Origin of the sequence: Streptomyces spirodelae (assembly GCF_017676385.1) — a bacterium.
Classification (GTDB): Bacteria; Actinomycetota; Actinomycetes; order Streptomycetales; family Streptomycetaceae; genus Streptomyces; species Streptomyces spirodelae.
Genome location: NZ_JAFFZN010000016.1, coordinates 1 through 18,943, shown reverse-complemented (window position 1 = coordinate 18,943; position 18,943 = coordinate 1). Strand labels below are relative to the sequence as shown.

Here is an 18,943-nt window from a genome sequence, read left to right as displayed (position 1 = left end):
ACGTGATCGAGGTGCTTGTTGTCGACGACGATCCCCACGTGGCCCGGATCAACGCCGCGTACGTCTCGAAGATCCCCGGCTTCCACGTCGCCGGGTCCGCCCACAGCGCTGCCGAAGCCCTGCTCTTCCTGCGGCAGCACGCGGTCGATCTGGTGCTGCTCGACCACTATCTGCCGGACGAATCGGGGCTGGCCCTCCTACGCCGCCTGCGCAGCAGCGGCATGGAGACGGAGGCCATCATGGTGACCGCCGCGCGCGACACCGCCACTGTCCGCGCGGCCCAGCGCCACGGTGCCCTCCAGTACATCGTGAAGCCGTTCACCTTTGCCCATCTGCGCGGCAAGCTCGACGGGTACGCCGCACTGCGCCGCGAGTTGGCGACGGCGCCCCGGGCCGGTGCCACGCAGGAGACGGTGGACCGGCTGTTCGGCGCCGCCGCGCGGGGCGCCGCCGCGTGGGGCGGCGGCGGTGAGACCTTGCCCAAGGGACACTCGGTGCTGACCGCCGATCTGGTGAGAGAGGTTCTGCAGGGGGCTGCGAAGGCGTTCTCGGCGCAGGAGGTTGCCGATCGGGCCGGGCTCAGTCGGCAGACGGCCCAGCGCTATCTCAAACTCTTGGAGAGCGCTGGGTTGGTGCGGCACCGGTTGAAGCACGGTGAGACGGGACGTCCTGTACACCTCTACCACTGGGCCGGCCCACCCTGATCCCCCCTCTCTTCGGGTGCCGTGGGTTGTGGACGCACGCCCCCGTTCGTGTCCCGGCTGCCGCCGACAACGAGAGCGAGTCAGAGGGCTGAGCCCTCAGCCGTGGGTGGTGGGGTCAGTCAGGGGTGGCGCCAGGTGCTGCCGGTGAAGTGGAGGTCTTCAAGGGCGTCGAGGACAACGGTGCGCTGGTACCACTCCAGCCACCGCCCGGCCTGCACCCCCATCTCATCGAGCGCACGGGCCTGCGCGGCGGACAACGCGCGGACGGGCCGCTCGTGGTGGGTGGAGACGACACCCTCCACCTGTCCGGAGGGCACGGTCAGCGGCGTGCTGTGGCATCCCCGACTGCCGGCGGCGAGCACCGCGTCGCGCGACGCCTCGTCGAAGAGGTCGTCGGCGGCGACGTCCGTGACGGTGACGCGGGTGACCTGCTGGGATGCCTGAGCGCAGGCGGTGCCGTCCTTGCCGACGCGGTCGAAGAACTCCAGGAAGTCGTCGTCGAGGCCATGGTGTTTCTCGATGCGCAGGTCACCGGTGACCGGGTCGACCAGTTGGACGTTGCCCATGCCGGTCTCGGCGACCTCCATGCTGTGGCGCAGTACGGCGGAGAGGACTTCCGCGGTGTTGGCGGTGGCGGCGCGGAGCTGGGGGGCGAAGGCCAGCGGGGGAGCGGTCAGCCGTTCGCGGTGGGGGAACCATTCGTGGTCGTAGGAGCGCGGCGGCGGGACGGTGACGACGGCACTGGCGAGGGTGCGCAGCCGAACGTTGAACCGCTGCGAACTGGCCTCCAGGAGGGCGAAGGCGGCGCGGTCGTCGGGCAGCCGGTAGCGCTCTTCCAGGATGCCCTGGGCACGGGAGATCAGCGGGTGGGTGCGGACCTTGGCCCGCAGATTGCGTACCTCTTCGCGGAGCCGGACCAGTTCGGCGGGCGGCGCCGAGGAGGCGGAAGAGGCCGAGGACGCGCCGGACGCGCCGGACGCGGGGGACGCGGATGACGCAGGGGAGAGGGCCGGGGCCGGGCCCGGAGCCTGGGGGGCGCTGGTGACGACCAGTTGCGCCGAGCCGGTTCCACCGGTCTGTTCGGGGCGCCGCGGTGAGGGCACGGTGACGTCGAGTCCGGGTTCGGGGGCGCTGCACAGGGTGGTCGCCTCGGCGACGGACCCTACGACGGTCAGCGCGCCGTCGGCGGCCAGGACGTGGGCGAGCCGGGGGTCGGTGGTGGCCGGCAGCAGCGTGGTGCCGTCCTCCTGGAGGGTGCGCGCTGTGGCGACCAGCGTGCGGACGGCGGCCGCCGAGACGTGCGGGACCAGGGCGAGGTCGACGACCACTGCGGTGCAGCCGGGGGCGGGCTGCGCGGCCGTACGGAGCGCGGGGTGGTCGGCGTCGGTCACGCCGCCCTCCGCGCGTACCACCCACAGGCCGTCCCCGCCCGGCAGCCGCACCACTTCCGCGCGTGCTGAACCAAGACCGCCTGTAGTGCTCATTCCGCGTCCCTCTTTCTCCCCGGAACATTTGCAGCATGACAAAGGTACTCACCGGTGGGGCCGGACGGCAGTTCGGTCCAGGTGGGACGAGCGGGGAGCGCCCGGTGTTTCAGCCGAGCGGTGTCCGGTGTCTTGTCGGCGGTCGGCGGGCGCCCCACCGTACTGGTATGGACCTGGAACTCCGACACCTCAAGGTCGTCGCGGCCATCGCCGAGGCGGGGAGTCTGACGCGGGCCGCGACCGGGCTGGGGCTGGCGCAGCCCGCGTTGAGCGCGCAGCTCAAGAGGATGGAACGGGCGCTCGGGGGTGAGCTGTTCATCCGGGGCCCGCACGGGGTGCGCCCCACCGAGCTGGGGGAACTGGTGCTGGAGCGGGCCCGGGTGCTGGTGCCCGCGGTGACGCAGTTGCAGGAGGAGGCGCGCCGGTTCAGCCGGAAGCGGGCGGCGGACGGGGCGGAACAGCCCGCCCGGTACCGGCTCGGGGGCACGCACGGACCGCTGCTGGGCGGCCTGGTCGACCGGCTGGCCTCGGCCTGTCCGGGCGCCGCGGTGACGACGTACACGTCCTGGTCGACCCGCGAGCTGACCGGGCTGCTGGCCGAGGGCCGGATCGACTATGTGCTGGCCGGGGTGTGCGGCCAGAGCCGGCCGCCCTCCGCCGGGAGCGGCGGTGCCGCGGTGGTCTGGCGCCAGGTGGCCGTCGACCCGGTGTTCGTCATGCTGCCCGAGGACCATGCGCTCGCCTCCTGCGAGGAGGTGCAGCTGGGGGAGTTGGCGGGGGCGCGCTGGACCAACGTTCCGGGGGACGGCTGTTTCGCGGACTGCTTCGCCGCCGCGTGCGCGCGGGCCGGCTTCACGCCGGAGGCCGTGTACGAGACGGACACCGCCTCCTGTGTGCATCTGGTGCAGGTGGGACGCGCGGTGGGGCTGTGTCGGGCGACGTTTCCGCCGACGCCGGGCCTGGTGACGCGCCCGCTGCTCGGCTCCCCGTTGCTGTGGCGGCACCTGCTGGGCCGGCACCGCGACGCGGCCGACGCCGGGGCGGCGCGGACCGTCCTGGCACACGCCCGTGCCGTGCACGCCGACGCCGCCGGACTGAGCCCCAGCTACTCCCGCTGGCTGCGGAAGCACCAGGCGCCATAACGCCGTGGCAGGGGCAGCCCGACTGGAACCCCAGGACGCGCCGTCCCTGTGGAGCAGGGTGTGAGCTGACCCGCCCTTACCGGAGAGTCCCGCCGGACGCCACGTGCGCCCGGCGGGACCCCGCTCCCGTACCGCCCCGTCCCCCGGCTGCAGAATTGGGCGGTGTACGGGAGAGACGAGCTCGGGTGAGAGGGGCAGCGCGTGCCGGTGGAAGACGCACCCGGCGACAGAGCGGGCGGGGCGGACAGAGCGGACGGAGTCGAGGGGGATGTCGTCGCGCGGGTCCTGGGCCAGTGGCGGCAGGTGCTCCCCGACCTCGACACCGAGCCGATCGGGGTCATCGGCCGCCTCACCAGATGTGCGGCCCTGCTGCGGCAGGCTTCCGACGCGCCGCTGGCCCGCGAGGGGTTCTCGCGCCCGGAGTTCGACATCCTCAGCGCGCTGCGCCGCGAGGACCGGGAGCTGACCCCTGGCCGGCTGGCGCGGGAGACCTACGCCTCGGCGACGGCCGTCACCAAACGGGTGCGGACGCTGGAGGAGCGGGGCCTGATCGAGCGGCGCCCGGACGCGCGGGACCGCCGGGTCGCCCATCTGTCGCTGACGGCCGGCGGCCGCGAGCTGGTGGACAGGATCATGCCGGAGCAGGTGGCGTACGAGCGGTCGCTGCTGGTGGGCCTGGGCGAGGAGGAGCGCGACGGGCTCGCCAGGATGCTGGGCGAGCTGCTGCGACTGCTGGAGAGCCGTCAGGAGGCGACCGCGGGCGCCCGCCGCTGACCGCCGGCGTCGACGATTGCGCCGTCGGCCGTCTCAGCCGTTCCCGCCGGGCGATCCCTTGACCACCAGGCTCTCCAGGAGTTCCCCGGTCGCCGCGGTGATCCGTTCGACGGCCAGGTCGAAGGCCGCCTGGTTGTGCGCGGCCGGGGCGCGGAACCCCGAGACCTTGCGGACGTACTGGAGCGCTGCGGCCCGCACGTCCTGCTCGGTGACGGCCTCGGCGTAGGGCGGACGGAGCGTCCGGATGTTTCTGCACATACCGCCGACGGTACGGCGTGTCGTGCAGGACTCGCCTGTCCGAGTGAGGCGAGGTACCTTGAAAAAGCCGTGACGTGGCAGTACGTCGCTCCGTTCCCGGAAGGGAGGGCGGGCCATGCAGACCACGACGGGGCTGCTCGGCGAACTCACACCCGAGCAGCGAGAGCGGGTGCGCTCCCTAGGCCACGAAGTGCGCTTCGAGGCCGGGGAACGGATCTTCGAGGAGGGCGCGAGAGCCGACCGCTTCTGGATACTGCATACCGGCTCGGCGACGCTGGCCATGCACATCCCGGGCCATCGTGACGTGGCCATCGACCACGTCCGCCACGGGGAACTGCTCGGCTGGTCCTGGATGTTCCAGCCGTATGTGTGGTCGCTCGCCGCTCAGGCGGACAGCCCGGTGCGCGCTCTGGAGTTCGACGCGCTCTCGGTGCGGGCGCTGTGCGAGGAGGACAAGGCGCTGGGCCTGGCCATGACCAGGACCGTCGCCGCGGTCATGGGGGACAGACTCCAGCGCTGCCGCGCCAGACTGGTGGATCTGTTCGGCCCCTACGCTCCGCACGACCGCGCAGTCGGCCCCATCTGAGCAGGAGGCGCTCCGCGGGCCGCTAACCGGCCTCCTGCTCCGGTACGGGGACAGCCGCCTCAGCGGCCGCGACAGCGCTCGGTCCGCCGATGACCTCCCGGCCGCCCGACAGCGGGTCGGCCCGGGTGGGGTCGGGCTGCCATGGCGCGGCACCCTCGTCGGCCACTCCGGCGCCGTGCGTCATCATCGCGGCGAGCCCGTTGATGGCGCACAGGTCCGGTTCCTGAGCCACGTGGACGGTCATCCCGGTGTGCTCGCGCAGCTGCTCGGCGAGGCCGGGCAGCAGCGCCGTGCCGCCCGCCAGCACCATCCCGCGCTCGGCGAGGTCGGCCACCAGGTCGGGCGGGCACCGGTGCAGCACGGCGCGGATGGTGTCCAGCAGCCCCGTGAGCGGGGTCTGGACGGCTCCGCGCAGCTCCTCCGGGTCGACGGTCACGGTGCGGGCGAGTCCCGAGACCACGTCGCGTCCCTGTACCTCGAGCGTGTTGCCGGTGCCCCCGCCCCGGCGGTCGCCGACGCCGCCGCTGCCGAGCAGGGCCAGGTGGAGCGGGCGGACGTCCTGGCTGGGCAGCAGCAGCTCGTGCCGGTTGCGCAGGTACTGCACGACGGAGTGGTGGACGGTCTCCCCGCCCAGGTTGACGGTGCCTCCCGCCACGACGGCGCCCAGCGAGACCACCGCGATCTGGGTGGTCGTCGTACCGCACACCAGCACCATGGCCCCCTCGGCGCGTACCACCGGCAGTCCGCAGCCGATCGCGGCGGCGATCGGGGCCTCCACCAGTTCGACGTGGCGTGCCCCCACTCCGGTGAGCGTCTCGACGGCGGCACGGCGCATCAGCGGGTCGGCGTCGTGCGGGACGACGGCCAGGGCGCGCTGCATCGTGCGGCGCCGCTTGAGGCCGCGCAGCCTCTCGCCGATGAGCGTGCGCACCATTCGCCGGGCCATCTCGATGTCCACCACGTGGCCGTTGGAGACGGGCCGGATCACCTGGATGTGCTGCGGAGTGCGCCCGGCCATCCGCTCCGCCGCCTGGCCGACCGCGATCAGGGCGCCGGAGTGGGTGTTCACGGCGACGGCGGACGGCTGGTCGACGACGAGCCCCGCACCTTTCGCGTAGACGCGGGTCCTGGCAGCCCCCAGGTCGACGGCGACGGAACAGCGGGTCAGGGCCTCAAGGCTGGAGCAGCTCATGGGCTCGTGTCCTTCCGGGAGCGGCGGCGCGGACCAGGGGACCGGCCCCCGGAAGCTGCCGGGGGAGCGGTCCACAGCTCAGCCTGTGCCCGTGGCGGGCCCGGCGCGCGCCGAGCGCGTCCGGGAGGGTGATCTCCGCTCAGGCGACGGTCCCGATCCCCGCGTCCTGCGGCGTCCCGGCCGTGTCGACCTGGGGCGTCCCTGCCGTGTCGCCGTCCGACTCGCGGAACTGTGTCCTGTACAGCTGTTCGTACCGCCCGCCCGCTGCCAGCAACTCCTCGTGGGTCCCCCGCTCAACGATCCGGCCCTCTTCCAGGACCAGGATCTGGTCGGCGGCCCGTACGGTGGACAGCCGGTGGGCGATCACCAGCGAGGTGCGGCCCTGGAGCGCCTCGCCGAGCGCCTCCTGCACGGCCGCCTCCGAGGTGGAGTCCAGGTGTGCCGTCGCCTCGTCCAGCAGGACGACACGGGGTTTGGCCAGCAGCAGCCGGGCGATGGTCAGCCGCTGCCGCTCGCCCCCGGAGAGCCGGTAGCCGCGCTCGCCGACGAGGGTGTCCAGTCCGTCGGGGAGCGAGGCGACGAGCCCGTCGAGGCGAGCCCTGCGCAGCGCGGACCACAGGTCCTCGTCGGTGGCCCCCGGGCGGGCCAGCAGCAGGTTGGCGCGGATGGTGTCGTGGAAGAGATGGCCGTCCTGGGTGACCAGGCCCAGGGTCTGCCGCATCGAGGCCGCGCTCAGCTCGCGTACGTCCTTGCCGGCGAGCCGGACGGCGCCGCTGTCCACGTCGTACAGGCGTGGGACCAGCGAGGCCAGCGTGGATTTGCCCGCGCCCGAGGAGCCCACGAGGGCGATCATCTCTCCTGGTTCGGCGCGGAAGGAGATGCCGTGCAGCACCTCTTCACCGCCGCGGGTGTCGAGCGTGGCGACCTCTTCGAGGGAGGCGAGCGAGACCTTGTCGGGTGAGGGGTAGCCGAAGTGGACGTCGTCGAACTCGACGGAGACGGGTCCGGCCGGCACCTCTTCGGCGTCGGGCTCGTCCTCGATCAGCGGTTTGAGGTCGAGCACCTCGAAGACCCGCTGGAAGCTGACCAGCGCGCTCATCACCTCGACCCGGGCGCTGGCCAGTGCGGTCAGCGGCGCGTACAGCCGGGTGAGCAGCAGCGCGAGGGAGACGACGGCGCCGGGGTCGAGACTGCCGCGCAGCGCGTAGTAGCCGCCGAGCCCGTAGACGAGGGCGAGCGCGAGGGCCGCCATCAGGGTCAGCGCGGTGAAGAAGACCTCCTGCACCATGGCGGTGCGCACCCCGATGTCCCGCACCCGGTCGGCGCGGGCCGCGAAGGCGGCCGATTCCTCGTCCGGGCGCCCGAACAGTTTGACGAGGGTCGCGCCGGGGGCGGAGAAGCGCTCGGTCATCTGGGTGCTCATCTGCGCGTTGTGCTCGGCCCGCTCCCGCTCCAGCCGGGCGAGCCGGGCGCCCATCCGCCGCGCAGGCAGCACGAACAGCGGCAGCAGCACCAGGGTGAGCAGGGTGATCCGCCAGGAGAGGTTGAACATCACCACGAGGGTCAGCAGCAGCGTGACGATGTTGCTGAACACCTGCGAAAGAGTGGAGGAGAAGGCGCGCTGGGCGCCGATGACGTCGTTGTTGAGACGGCTGACCAGAGCACCCGTACGGGTGCGGGTGAAGAAGGCCACCGGCATCCGCTGCACATGGTCGTAGACGGCGGTACGCAGATCGAGGATGAGGCCCTCCCCGATGCGCGCGGACAGCCAGCGGGTCAGAATGCCGACCCCGGCCTCCGCCAGGGCGATGGCCGCGATCAGCCCTGCCAGCACCAGCACGGTGCCGGTGGAGGACTTCTGGTCGATCGCGTTCATCACCTGCCCGGCGAGCAGCGGTGTGGCCACCGTGAGCACCGCGAGCACGCTGCTGAGCAGCATGAACGCGATCAGCTTGCGGTGGTGGCGGCGGGCGAAGCGGATGATGCGGCCGACCATGGCCGGCGAGAAGGGGTGCTGGTCCTGGTGGGCGTGGCGCGCGTTGTAGAGCGCGTGCCAGGCGGTCATCTCCATGCTCATAACGGGAAGCTAGAACTTGAAGAGAACTTCAAGTCAAGGGGCTGACCGGTAGTGATGGCCTCGCGACATGCGGTCGTGCACGTGCATCGGCACATGCATCCGTACGTGAACGAAGTTATGATCCCGGGAAGTTGGCAGTTGACGGCTGCACGACCCTGTCCACTGCGGCGAGCCGCACATCCGACCATCTCAGGAGATCCAAGTGCCCGACGCGTTCAACGGCATGGCCGCCAGGGACCTGGAGGGGGTCGTATGGCGGAAGAGCCGGTTCAGCAACTCGCAAGGGGCGTGTGTGGAGTTCGCCAGGCTGCCAGGCGGTGACATCGCCGTGCGCAACTCGCGCTTCCCCGACGGGCCCGCGCTGATCTATACGCCCGCCGAGGTGCGGGCCCTGATCCTCGGCGTCAAGGACGGCGAGTTCGACGACCTGGCAGCTCACTGACGACCGCCCCCTCGCGGGGCTCGCCGCCGGTGCGGAACAGCGCCCAGACGATCTTCCCGGAGAGCGGACCGGAGAGCGGGTGCCACCCCCAGGCGTCGCTGAAGGAGTCGACCAGGCACAGACCGCGTCCCGACTCCGCCGTGAAGCCGGGCGCCCCGAACCCCCCGAAGTCCTCGAAGTTCTCGAGTTCCTCGGAGTCCCAGGCGCCCAACGCGTCGAACGCGTCAACGGCTCTCACGGCGCCCCCGTTTCCCCCGTGACCCCCGTTTCCCCCGTGTCCGAGGGACCCCTCGCAGTCGAGAGACCCCCCGCGCCCAAGGGGGTTCCCGGCGGGCGGGACACCCCCTCGATCCATGGAGCCCCCGTACTCCATGGAGTCCTGACAGGCCGTGCGGCTCCCGTGACCGCCGAACCTTCCGTGCTGTTCCCCGAATCCCCCGTGGGCCTCCCGATGCCCGGCGGCACGTCGTACGGCCGTGACATCGGGCGGCTGGTCGCTGGGGTCGCGTACGGCACAGACCAGCCGGGCCGACCAGCGCATCAGATGCAGCCGGACCGGCGGGTCGCCCTCGTCCCCCGACGCCGCCCCGTGATCGGCGCCGGGGGTGAGGCCGTGCCGCATGGCGTTGGTCACCAGTTCGGAGACCACCAGCGCCACGTCGTCGAACTCTTCGGTCAGGCCCCAGCGCTGGAGCGTCCTGCGGGTGAAGTTCCGGGCGCTGGAGACGGCTTCGTAGTGGGGCGGCAGCGCGCAGGAGGCGGAGCCGGAGACCGAGAGGGCATCCGGCGTGGGGAGCCCTCCCCATAAGGGCTCCAGCACCGTCGATCCTTCGGTCCCCAACAAGGGCCACTCCTGGCGTCAGCGGCAGTTGATGATCCTGCGCGGATCCTGTCGGCCGTGCTACCCCGCCTGGTGCGGGCGCCACAGCGCAACCCGCGCAGCCAACTTCCGTGCCAGCGGGTCCACTTGTGCCATCCCCATGGTTCCCAATGCCCACAGCAGATGCAAGGGCAGATGCACGTGCACGAGCGACTTTCGATCGTGTGTAATCGGGCGGGCACGCAACGGAGCGCGGGGATGGCACACTTCCCTTCAAGCAGGGGTGGAGGGCTGATCGGAATGACAACAGAATCGGCACAGACCAGTACCGGAGGGGCGAAAGGGGTGAACAGCTCCAGTGGCTCGATGGTCCGGCGCATCCTGCTCGGATCCCAGCTCAGAAGGTTGCGCGAGGCCCGTGGCGTCACCCGCGAGGCCGCCGGCTACTCGATCCGGGCCTCCGAGTCCAAGATCAGCAGAATGGAGCTGGGCCGGGTCAGTTTCAAGGCGCGGGACGTGGAGGACCTGCTCACGCTCTACGGCGTCACCGACGACGCCGAACGCGAACCACTCCTCGATCTGGCCCGGGACTCCAGCGTCGCCGGCTGGTGGCACAACTACAGCGATGTGCTGCCCGGCTGGTTCCAGACGTACGTCGGGCTGGAGGGCGCCGCCTCACACATCAGTACGTACGAAGTCCAGTTCGTGCACGGCCTCCTGCAGACCGACGAGTACGCACACGCCGTCGTCTCCGCCGGGCACCGCACCCCGCTCGCCGAGGAGGAGGTCGAACGCCGCGTCGCGCTCCGCCTGGAGCGCCAGAAGCTCCTCCTCGGCGAGAACGCCCCCGACCTGCTCTGCGTGCTCGACGAGGCCGCGCTGCGCCGCCCGTTCGGCAGCAAGGCCATCATGGAGGCGCAGCTGGACCACCTCGCCGAAGCCTCCGAGCGGCCCAACGTCCACCTGCACATCGCCCCCTTCGAGCTGGGCGGGCACCCCGCCGAGGCCGGTGCCTTCACCCTGCTGCGCTTCCCCGAGTCCGACCTCAACGACATCGTCTACCTCGAACAGCTCACCAGTGCGCTGTACCTGGACAAGCGGGACGAGGTGGCACAGTACGACCAGGCGCTGCGGCGGCTCGTGGAGCTCAGCCTCTCCCCGGAACACAGCCGGGATCACCTGCGCCAAATCCGCCAACTCCTGTGACCCGCCGGTACGATGACCAAGCAGCAGCATCTCCTTCAACCCCCAGAAGGAATGGCATGTCCTACTTCACGGATCTGGCACTCCAGTGCATAGACGGCGAGTGGCGTCCCGGCACCGGCTCCTGGGACATCATCGACTTCAACCCGTACAACGGGGAGAAGCTCGCCTCCATCACCGTCGCCACACGCGACGAGGTGGACGAGGCGTACCGCGCGGCCGAGCGTGCCCAGCGTGAGTGGGCTGCCACCAACCCCTACACGCGCAGACGGGTCTTCGAGCGGGCGATCCGGGTCATCGAGGAGAGCGAGCCGCGGATCACCGAGGCCATCATCGCCGAGCTGGGCGGCACCCGGCACAAGGCGGCCTTCGAGATCCACATGGTCAAGGAGTTCTTCCGGGAAGCCCTTCAGCTCTCGCTCAACCCGCTCGGCGAGATCCTGCCGTCCTCGGTCCCCGGCAAGGAGAACCGCGTCTACCGGGACCCGGTCGGGGTCGTGGGGATCATCTCCCCGTTCAACTACCCCTTCCTGCTGGCGGTCAAGTCGGCCGCGCCCGCACTCGCGCTGGGCAACGCCGTCGTCCTCAAGCCGCACCAGTCGACACCGGTGTGCGGGGGCACCCTGGTCGCCAAGGTGCTGGAGGACGCCGGGCTGCCGCCGGGCCTGGTGAACGTCGTCATCACCGACAGCGCGGAGATCGGCGACACGCTCATCGAGCACCCGGTGCCCAAGGTCATCTCCTTCACCGGCTCCGACCGCGTGGGCCGCCACGTGTCCACCGTCGCGGGGCGCAACTTCAAGCGCGTCATCCTCCAGCTCGGCTCCAACAGCGGGCTGGTGGTGCTGGACGACGCCGATGTCGACTACGCCGTGGACGCCGCGGTCTACAGCCGCTTCGTCAACCAGGGCCAGCTGTGCATGGCGGCAAACCGGATCATCGTGGACCGGCGCCTGGAGCCGGAGTTCACCGAGAAGTTCGTGGAGCGCGTCAGCAGGCTGGTGGTGGGCGACCCGGAGAACCCTGAGACCCATATCGGTCCGCTGATCAACTCCCGCCAGGCGGAACGGGTGACCGCCATCGTCGAGCAGGCGCTCGCCGAGGGCGCCACGGCCCTGCTGCACGGCGAGGTGGACGGCAACCTGGTCTCGCCCAGCGTGCTGACGGACCTGCCGGAGAACTCCCTGCTGCGGCACGAGGAGATCTTCGGACCCGTCGCGCTGATCATCCCGGTGGACGGCGAGGAGGAGGCCGTACGCGTCGCCAACGACACCCCCTACGGGCTCGCCGGCGCCGTGCACAGTGCCGACATCGAGCGGGGCATCGCGGTCGCCCGCCGGATCGACGCGGGGATGGTCCACGTCAACGACTCCACCGTCGCCGACGAACCGATCGTCCCCTACGGCGGCGAGAAACTGTCCGGCCTCGGCCGCCTGAACGGACCTCAGGTGGTCGAAGCCTTCACCACCACCCGCTGGGTCTCCATCCAACGCGAACGCAGCGAGTTCCCTTTCTGAGAACAAGCTGCGCTTGGGCAGTCTGGCTGAGTGGCCTGCTTCTTGAGGACAGAACCTGACCGCAAGGGCTCATAGTTTGGGGTCATCAGCCGGGGGCACGGGCCTCCGGAGCGATCCGAGAGGTGGCGAACCCCATGCCGGTAGTCGTCAAGGCGGAACAGCGCGGTGACGAGCGCGGAGTGCTCCTCGCCTACCTGGAGGCCCAGCGGGGCGGCATCCGCCGCGCCCTCCACGGCCTCACCGAGGAGCAGGCCCGCAGCACCCCCGCGGCCAGCGCCCTCTCGCTGGCCGGACTGCTCAAGCACGTCACCGTGGTCGAGGAGGGCTGGCTCCGCACCTTCCGCGGTATCGAGGCCAGTGAGGAGAAGAAAAAGGAGGAGTGGGAGCACAGCTTCACCCCCACCGCCGACGAGACGATCGACGCGCTGCTCGCCTACAGCGAGCGGGTCGCCGTCGAGGTCGAGAAGGCGGTCGGTGAGCTCTCCTCGCTCGACGCGACCTTCGTCGTCCCGCCGGCCCCCTGGGACAAGGGCGGCGAGTTCTCCTGGCGCTGGGGCCTGCTGCACCTGATCGAGGAGTACGCGCGGCATGCCGGGCACGCCGACATCATCCGCGAGACGATCGACGGCAAGGGCGCCTTCGACCTGGTTTTCGAGACCGGCGCGATGCCCGAGCCGGACTGGTCCGCGTTCGGCGGCGCCGACCAGAGCGGCGCCGACCACAGCGGCGCCGACCAGAGCGGCACCGACCACAGCGGCACCGACCAGAGCGGCACCGACCAGAGCGGCGCCGGTCAGGACTGACCCCACGCGGCTGCTCCCCTGCCCCGGACCCGCATAGGGTGTGGCTTGACAACGCAACGGCGGTATGACCGGGCAGGGGAGCAGGGAAGCGATGTCGGCGATCCGGCTGCTGGTGCTGGGGGATGTGCGCCTGCGCGGGCGGGCGCACGGCTACCAGGTCCGCAACGACCTGGAGTTCTGGGGCGCCCACCAGTGGTCGTCGGCCAAGCCGGGGTCGATTTACCACGCGCTCAAGCAGCTGGCCAAGCAGGGCCTGCTGCTGCCGCACGAGACGGCCCCGAGCACCGCGGGCGGCCCGCCCCGCACCGAGTACGAGATCACCGAGGCGGGCGAGGCGGAGTTCTTCCGGCTGCTGCGGTACGCGCTGACCGCCACCCAGGAGAAGCAGGAGCTGCTGACCTCCGCCGTCGGCTTCCTCGTCGACCTGCCCCGCGCGGAGGCCGTGGCGCTGCTGGAGGAGCGGGTCGCCGCACTGGAGTCCTGGCGTGACGAGGTGACCCGGAACTGGGCCCCGGACGGTGGCGTTCCACAGGAGTGGGGCCACATCGACGAGATCATGAAGCTATGGGTGCACACCGCCGACAGCGATGCCGCCTGGGCCCGCGAGCTGATCTCCCGGCTGCAGGCCGGCGCCTTTGTGATGGCCGGCGAGGGCGAGCGCGATCTGAGCGTACTGACGGACCGCCCACCGCTGTGAGGGCGGGCGGCGGTGACACCGGCCGGCGGTGACACCGGCGGCGCCCGGACGAGGATCGCCCGCCGGCGCGGAAATGCGGCTTGCACCTCACGTGACGTGAGGCAGCACCGTGGATGCCCGTAAGCGACCGCAACGAGCGATGGCAGGCAAGGAGGCGGTGGTGAGCCACTCCGTCGGGCAGGTCGCCGGTTTCGCCGGGATCACGGTGCGCACGCTGCACCACTACGACGAGATCGGGTTGCTGGTGCCCTCGGCCCGTACGACGGCCGGGCACCGGCGGTACACGGACGCCGACCTGGACCGGCTGCAGCAGATCCTCTTCTACCGGGAGCTGGGTTTCCCGCTGGAGGAGATCGCCGTCCTGCTGGACGACCCCGCAGCCGACCCGGTCAGCCATCTGCGCCGCCAGCACCACCTGCTGACGGCGCGGATCGACCAGCTGAAGGAGATGGCCGCCGCCGTGGAACGCGCCATGGAGGCACGCAGAATGGGCATCAACCTCACCCCTGAGGAGAAGTTCGAGGTGTTCGGGGACTTCGACCCGGACGAGCACGCGGAGGAGGCCGAGCGCCGCTGGGGCGACTCCGCGCAGTACCGCGAGGCGCAGCGCCGCGCTGCCACCTGCAGCAAGGAGGACTGGAAAGCACTCAGGCGCGAGATGGACGAGATCCACGGCGCCGTCGCCGACCGGCTGGCGGCGGGCGACCCGCCCGACGCGCCCGCGGTCACCGCCCTCGCCGAGCGGCACCGGCTGTTCATCTCCCGCTTCAGCTACGAGTGCGACCATCAGATGCACTGCAGGCTCGGCGAGATGTACGTCCAGGACGAGCGCTTCACCGCCACCTATGAGGCGATCAGGCCGGGACTGGCCCGGTACATGCGGGACGCGATCGCGGCGAACGCCGCACGGGCCGCCGACGCCGGCTGAAGCGCCCACCGTCCGTTCCTTCTCCGGTGTCCGGTCCTTCTCCGGTGGCCACACCCCCTTTCGACGGCCCCCTGTACAGGTCCTGTACAGGGGGCCTTTGGGGGGAGGTTTTCCGCGCATGCTCCACTGTGAGGTAGCACGCTTCCGTTCCGTGGAACGGTCCTCGTCGGACACGGCGTTGCTCGTGTGACACTGCTGGAGAGCGAGGGAAGGAGCGAACAGAGCGTGGTGGGGCAGCCCAAGGGAAACGGCGACGCCGCGGAGCAGGGTGGTGAGCCGGAGGACACCAAACCGGTGTCCGACGAGTCGCACAGCGCCTTCACGGCGCCCCTGGGCGTGCCGCTTCCGCCCGTTCCCGAGGAGGAGCACCCGACTTCCGAGTTCACCATTCCGGAGGGACTCGTCACACAGCCGCCGCCCGAGCCGGGCAGCGCGTTCACCCCGCCCGAGGGCATCCCCGTCGTCGGCCCGCTGGCCAAGCCGGGTTCGCCCTGGCAGGACCGGATGCGCTCGCTGGTACGGATGCCGCTGGCCGAGCGCCCCGTGCCGGAGCGGGCCGCGCGCGGCGACGAGGGCGCGGAGAGCGGCCCTGCCGTGCCCCGCGTCCTCGACCTGACGCTGCGAATCGGCGAGCTGCTGCTGGCGGGCGGCGAGGGGGCCGAGGACGTGGAAGCCGCCATGTTCGGTGTCGCCCACGCCTACGGGCTCGACCGCACCGAGCCCGAGGTGACCTTCACGCTGCTGGCCATCACCCACCAGCCGTCGCTGGTCGACGACCCGGTGACGCTCAGCAGGACCGTCCGCAGGCGCGGCACCGACTACACCCGGCTGTCGGCCGTCTTCGCGCTCGTCGCCGACATCACCCAGGGCGAGGTGTCCCTGGAGGAGGCGTACCGGCGGCTCGCGGAGATGCGCCGCAACCGGCACCCCTACTCCAAGTGGGCCCTCACCGTGGCCAGCGGCGCGCTGTCCGGTGCCGCCTCGCTGCTGGTGGGCGGCGACGGGCTGGTGTTCGTCCTCGCCGCACTCGGCGCGATGCTCGGTGACCGGCTCGCCTGGCTGTGCGCGGGACGCGGGCTGCCGGAGTTCTACCAGTTCGCCTCCGCGGCGATGCCGCCCGCCGCGATAGGTGTCGGCGTCGCGCTGCTCTCCCAGCACACCGATACCCGTATCCAGGCGTCGGCCGTCATCACCGGTGGACTCTTCGCGCTGATCCCGGGGCGGGCGCTGGTCGCGGCGGTGCACGACGGGCTCACCGGCTTCTACATCACCGCGGCCGCGCGCCTGCTGGAGGTCATCTACCTCATCGTCGGCATCGTCTGCGGCGTGCTGCTGGTGCTGTACGTGGGCGACCGGCTGAACGCCCGGCTGACGCCCGACATCGTCAGCCACGTCGACCGTCCCGTCACCCAGTTGCTGGCCGGCATGCTGCTGGCGCTGGCCTTCTGCGTGCTGCTCCAGCAGGAACGTCACACCGTGCTGCCGGCCACCCTCAACGGGGGCGTGGCCTGGCTGATCTTCGGCGCGCTGACCAAGGCGGATCTGACACCTGTACCCGCCACCGTGGTGGCCGCCGGGCTGGTCGGCCTCTTCGGCCAGTTGCTCTCCCGCTACCAGTTCGCCTCGTCGCTGCCCTACATCACGGCGGCGATCGGGCCACTGCTGCCGGGTAGCAACACCTACTTCGGGCTGCTGAACATCGCCCAGGGCGATGTGAACAAGGGCTTCGAGCACCTGGCCACAGCGGGTGCGCTGGCACTGGCCATCGCGATAGGGGTCAACCTCGGCGGCGAACTGGCCCGCCTGTTCATCAAGACCCCGGGCCAGGAGACCCCGCTGCCGGGCCGCCGCGCCGCCAAGCGCACCCGCGGCTTCTAGCTGATCGGCTCATTGCCGGCAGACGCAAAGCAGACGGAGGGGCCGAGACGCTCAGCCCCTCCGGGGAGTGGACGGCCTCAGTGGCCGCCCTCGGCTGCCAGCCGCTTGATGGATGCCTCGACCTCGGCCTCCGCCTCGGCGCGGCCCACCCAGTTGGCGCCCTCGACCGACTTGCCGGGCTCCAGGTCCTTGTAGACCTCGAAGAAGTGCTGGATCTCCAGCCGGTCGAACTCGCTGACGTGGTGGATGTCGCGCAGGTGCTCCATCCGCGGGTCCGAGGACGGCACGCACAGCAGCTTGTCGTCGCCGCCGGCCTCGTCCGTCATCCGGAACATGCCGATGGCGCGGCACTTGATGATGCACCCGGGGAAAGTGGGCTCCTCCAGCAGCACGAGCGCGTCGAGCGGGTCGCCGTCCTCGCCCAGGGTGCCGTCGACGAAGCCGTAGTCCGCCGGGTACACGGTCGAGGTGAACAGGTGCCGGTCGAGCCGGATGCGGCCCGTCTCGTGGTCCACCTCGTACTTGTTCCGCGAGCCCTTCGGGATCTCGATGGTGACGTCGAACTCCAAGGGAGGCTCCTCCGTATAGATCATGATGAGATCAGTCTCATCAGCACTCGTGTGCCCTGGGGGCCGTCCCCCAGAAGAACTCCAGTCTGGTGATTAAGTGTCCCCCACGCACATGTGTGCTCGCGAAAGGGGCTGGTCGAGGTGCATGACACCAAGGCGAAGGTGCGTGACACCGCGAAGCGGGCATACCGTTCGGCAGCCCGAGTGGCCCGCACCGCGGCAGCCCGCACCCGCACCGCGCCGGCCCTCACCCGGAAGGCGGCGGCACACACCCGGACGGCGGCCGTACGGGTGACCGACCGCGCCCGCGAGGCGGCACGCGCGGCCCGGCGTCGTTGGCGGGCAGCCGCTCCGCAGCAGCGGCAGACGGCCCGGCTCACCGCCGCCTCCGCCGCACTCGGACTCGTGGTCGCACTGGTGACGGTGGCCGCTGCCGGACCGTGGGACTCGGGTCAGCGTACGGCCGAGCGCGTCCGGGCAGCCCGCCAGGAGGGCGGAAGTGGCGGGGACCACACCCGGCCCGGCACCGACAGCTACCCCATGGCCCCCCAGGTGCTGGCAGCGGCCGGGCCGCTGCCGAAGCGGGCAGCGGGCGAGGGCGGCCCGCGCACCGACGCGCGCGGCCGCGGCGGCACCCGCCCGGACCAGCTGCCGCCGCCCACCGCCTCGGCACTCGCCGACACCCTCGAACCGCTGATCGAGGACGGTTCGCTGGGCGCCGTACGGCACGCCTCGGTGGTGGACGCCGTCACCGGACGGCAGCTCTTCTCCCGGGACGCCGAGGCCGTCTCGGCGCCCGCCTCCACGGTGAAGCTGGCCACCGCCGTCGCGGCGCTGACCGCCCGCGGCGACACCTACCGGATCGCCACCCGCGCCGTCGGCAAGGGCGACCGCGTCACCCTCGTCGGCGGCGGCGACCCCACCCTCACCGAACGGGACCTGGCCACCATGGCCGAGCGGACGGCACGCGCCCTCGACAAGCGCGACGTCCACGAGGTCGGCCTCGGCTACGACACCTCCCGCTACACCGGCACCGACCGGCACGTCATCGGCCCCAACGAGAACCTCGCCCGGGTCACCCCGCTGATGGTCGAGGAGGGCCGTACGGACAACAGCCACCACGGGCCCGCACCCCGCGCCGCCGACCCCGCGCTGGAGGCGGCCAAGATCTTCGCCCGCGAACTCGCCGACGAGGGCGTCACGGTCGAGGGCACCCCCGAGGAGCGCCGAGCGCCCGAGGGGGCGGCGGAACTCGCCGTCCACCGCTCGGCCACGCTCGGCGCGCTGGTCGAGCGCATGCTCACGCACAGCGACAACGACCTCGCCGAAGCGCTCGCCCGGCAGACAGCCCTCGCACAGGGGGAGCCCGCGAGCTTCCGGGGCGCGGGCCGCGCCGTCCGCCACACCCTGAAGGAGCTCGGCCTGCCGCTGAAGGGCGCCCGCTTCGCGGACGGCAGCGGGCTGGACCGCGCCGACCGGGTCTCGCCCGTGCTGCTCACCCGGCTGCTCACTCTGGCGGCCGATCCGGACCGGCCGAAACTGCGCCCCGTACTGACCGGGCTGCCGGTCGCCGGATTCACCGGAACCCTCGGCGACCGCTACGGCGGCGAGCGCGGCGAGCCGGGCGCGGGTCTCGTACGGGCCAAGACCGGCACCCTCACCGGGGTGAACACTTTGGCCGGCACCGTGGTGGACGCCGACGGGCGGATGCTGGCCTTCGCCTTCATGACGACGGGGGCCTCCGGCCGGGATGCCGCCCAGCAATCCTTGGACCGGCTCGCTTCGGCGCTGGCCAACTGCGGCTGCCGCGATTCGCCTTCGACGGGATGAGCCGCCTTTGCTGATGAGGGGGTGTCCCTTGCCCGCCGC

General features: G+C 71.5%; 17 protein-coding genes and 2 pseudogenes. 12 read left to right on the top strand and 7 right to left on the bottom strand.

The features are described 5' to 3' along the window. Positions 1-2 precede the first annotated feature (2 nt). Entirely contained in the window at positions 3-704 is a 702-nt protein-coding gene (locus JW592_RS18065) for a response regulator (RefSeq protein WP_209266271.1), read from the top strand. A gap of 119 nt (positions 705-823) precedes the next feature. Here the strand turns inward: JW592_RS18065 and JW592_RS18060 are convergent, their stop codons facing one another. Then, entirely contained in the window at positions 824-2,188 is a 1,365-nt protein-coding gene (locus tag JW592_RS18060) for an ANTAR domain-containing protein (RefSeq protein ID WP_209266166.1), read from the bottom strand. 167 nt (positions 2,189-2,355) lie between these two features. Between JW592_RS18060 and JW592_RS18055 the strand changes: the two genes are divergently transcribed. Beyond that, on the top strand, positions 2,356-3,330 hold the full coding sequence (locus JW592_RS18055; RefSeq protein WP_209266165.1) for a LysR family transcriptional regulator: 975 nt from the start codon (positions 2,356-2,358) through the stop codon (positions 3,328-3,330). A 207-nt stretch (positions 3,331-3,537) separates the two neighbouring features. Next, positions 3,538-4,104, top strand: a complete 567-nt coding sequence (locus JW592_RS18050; protein WP_307805457.1) for a MarR family winged helix-turn-helix transcriptional regulator — start codon at positions 3,538-3,540, stop codon at positions 4,102-4,104. Between the two features lie 33 nt (positions 4,105-4,137). On the opposite strand, the gene JW592_RS18045 is transcribed toward JW592_RS18050, so the two are convergent. Beyond that, positions 4,138-4,362: a DUF2277 domain-containing protein gene (locus JW592_RS18045; RefSeq protein ID WP_209266164.1), complete on the bottom strand. Its 225-nt coding sequence runs from the start codon at positions 4,360-4,362 to the stop codon at positions 4,138-4,140. 115 nt (positions 4,363-4,477) lie between these two features. Between JW592_RS18045 and JW592_RS18040 the strand changes: the two genes are divergently transcribed. After that, positions 4,478-4,948 carry a Crp/Fnr family transcriptional regulator gene (locus JW592_RS18040; protein WP_209266163.1) on the top strand — a complete coding sequence of 157 codons (471 nt, stop codon included), beginning with the start codon at positions 4,478-4,480 and terminating at the stop codon, positions 4,946-4,948. 22 nt (positions 4,949-4,970) lie between these two features. Here the strand turns inward: JW592_RS18040 and JW592_RS18035 are convergent, their stop codons facing one another. Then, entirely contained in the window at positions 4,971-6,140 is a 1,170-nt protein-coding gene (locus JW592_RS18035; protein WP_209266162.1) for a rod shape-determining protein, read from the bottom strand. A 139-nt stretch (positions 6,141-6,279) separates the two neighbouring features. Next, positions 6,280-8,217: an ABC transporter ATP-binding protein gene (locus tag JW592_RS18030; protein WP_229376315.1), complete on the bottom strand. Its 1,938-nt coding sequence runs from the start codon at positions 8,215-8,217 to the stop codon at positions 6,280-6,282. Between the two features lie 202 nt (positions 8,218-8,419). Between JW592_RS18030 and JW592_RS18025 the strand changes: the two genes are divergently transcribed. Beyond that, on the top strand, positions 8,420-8,659 hold the full coding sequence (locus tag JW592_RS18025) for a DUF397 domain-containing protein (RefSeq protein ID WP_209266161.1): 240 nt from the start codon (positions 8,420-8,422) through the stop codon (positions 8,657-8,659). Here JW592_RS18025 and JW592_RS32810 read toward each other — a convergent pair. Next, positions 8,622-8,804 (bottom strand): annotated as a pseudogene (locus JW592_RS32810) (ATP-binding protein); the annotation flags it as partial. The gene JW592_RS18025 and the pseudogene JW592_RS32810 overlap by 38 nt on opposite strands. Before the next feature lie 267 nt (positions 8,805-9,071). Next, positions 9,072-9,500, bottom strand: a pseudogene (locus tag JW592_RS32805) (ATP-binding protein); the annotation flags it as partial. 279 nt (positions 9,501-9,779) lie between these two features. Here JW592_RS32805 and JW592_RS18015 point away from each other — a divergent pair. From JW592_RS18015 to JW592_RS17990, 6 genes are all read left to right on the top strand, one after another. After that, a complete protein-coding gene (locus JW592_RS18015) occupies positions 9,780-10,685 on the top strand; it encodes a Sco1979 family transcriptional regulator (RefSeq protein ID WP_372446532.1) in 906 nt (301 codons plus the stop codon). A 56-nt stretch (positions 10,686-10,741) separates the two neighbouring features. Further along, positions 10,742-12,199, top strand: coding sequence for an aldehyde dehydrogenase family protein (locus tag JW592_RS18010; RefSeq protein WP_209266159.1), 1,458 nt, complete (start codon positions 10,742-10,744; stop codon positions 12,197-12,199). Between the two features lie 134 nt (positions 12,200-12,333). After that, positions 12,334-13,002 (top strand): DinB family protein, encoded by a 669-nt coding sequence (locus tag JW592_RS18005; protein WP_209266158.1) that lies wholly within the window; start codon positions 12,334-12,336, stop codon positions 13,000-13,002. 91 nt (positions 13,003-13,093) lie between these two features. Then, a complete protein-coding gene (locus JW592_RS18000) occupies positions 13,094-13,699 on the top strand; it encodes a PadR family transcriptional regulator (RefSeq protein ID WP_209266157.1) in 606 nt (201 codons plus the stop codon). Between the two features lie 160 nt (positions 13,700-13,859). Beyond that, the gene (locus tag JW592_RS17995) at positions 13,860-14,627 is read left to right on the top strand and encodes a MerR family transcriptional regulator (RefSeq protein WP_209266156.1); all 768 of its coding nucleotides are present in this window, start codon (positions 13,860-13,862) and stop codon (positions 14,625-14,627) included. A 225-nt stretch (positions 14,628-14,852) separates the two neighbouring features. After that, on the top strand, positions 14,853-16,505 hold the full coding sequence (locus JW592_RS17990) for a threonine/serine exporter family protein (protein ID WP_209266267.1): 1,653 nt from the start codon (positions 14,853-14,855) through the stop codon (positions 16,503-16,505). A gap of 77 nt (positions 16,506-16,582) precedes the next feature. Here the strand turns inward: JW592_RS17990 and JW592_RS17985 are convergent, their stop codons facing one another. Next, entirely contained in the window at positions 16,583-17,074 is a 492-nt protein-coding gene (locus JW592_RS17985) for an inorganic diphosphatase (RefSeq protein WP_099883295.1), read from the bottom strand. A gap of 141 nt (positions 17,075-17,215) precedes the next feature. Between JW592_RS17985 and dacB the strand changes: the two genes are divergently transcribed. Further along, positions 17,216-18,904 carry a D-alanyl-D-alanine carboxypeptidase/D-alanyl-D-alanine endopeptidase gene (gene dacB / locus JW592_RS17980; protein WP_307805449.1) on the top strand — a complete coding sequence of 563 codons (1,689 nt, stop codon included), beginning with the start codon at positions 17,216-17,218 and terminating at the stop codon, positions 18,902-18,904. Positions 18,905-18,943 lie beyond the last annotated feature (39 nt).

Bases quoted from the DNA above. Each gene is read 5' to 3' on its own strand.
- JW592_RS18060 (WP_209266166.1), bottom strand. From the start codon at position 2,188: ATGAGCACTACAGGCGGTCTTGGTTCAGCACGCGCGGAAGTGGTGCGG.
- JW592_RS18055 (WP_209266165.1), top strand. From the start codon at position 2,356: ATGGACCTGGAACTCCGACACCTCAAGGTCGTCGCGGCCATCGCCGAG.
- JW592_RS18045 (WP_209266164.1), bottom strand. From the start codon at position 4,362: ATGTGCAGAAACATCCGGACGCTCCGTCCGCCCTACGCCGAGGCCGTC.
- JW592_RS18040 (WP_209266163.1), top strand. From the start codon at position 4,478: ATGCAGACCACGACGGGGCTGCTCGGCGAACTCACACCCGAGCAGCGA.
- JW592_RS18035 (WP_209266162.1), bottom strand. From the start codon at position 6,140: ATGAGCTGCTCCAGCCTTGAGGCCCTGACCCGCTGTTCCGTCGCCGTC.
- JW592_RS18030 (WP_229376315.1), bottom strand. From the start codon at position 8,217: ATGAGCATGGAGATGACCGCCTGGCACGCGCTCTACAACGCGCGCCAC.
- JW592_RS18015 (WP_372446532.1), top strand. From the start codon at position 9,780: ATGACAACAGAATCGGCACAGACCAGTACCGGAGGGGCGAAAGGGGTG.
- JW592_RS18010 (WP_209266159.1), top strand. From the start codon at position 10,742: ATGTCCTACTTCACGGATCTGGCACTCCAGTGCATAGACGGCGAGTGG.
- JW592_RS18005 (WP_209266158.1), top strand. From the start codon at position 12,334: ATGCCGGTAGTCGTCAAGGCGGAACAGCGCGGTGACGAGCGCGGAGTG.
- JW592_RS18000 (WP_209266157.1), top strand. From the start codon at position 13,094: ATGTCGGCGATCCGGCTGCTGGTGCTGGGGGATGTGCGCCTGCGCGGG.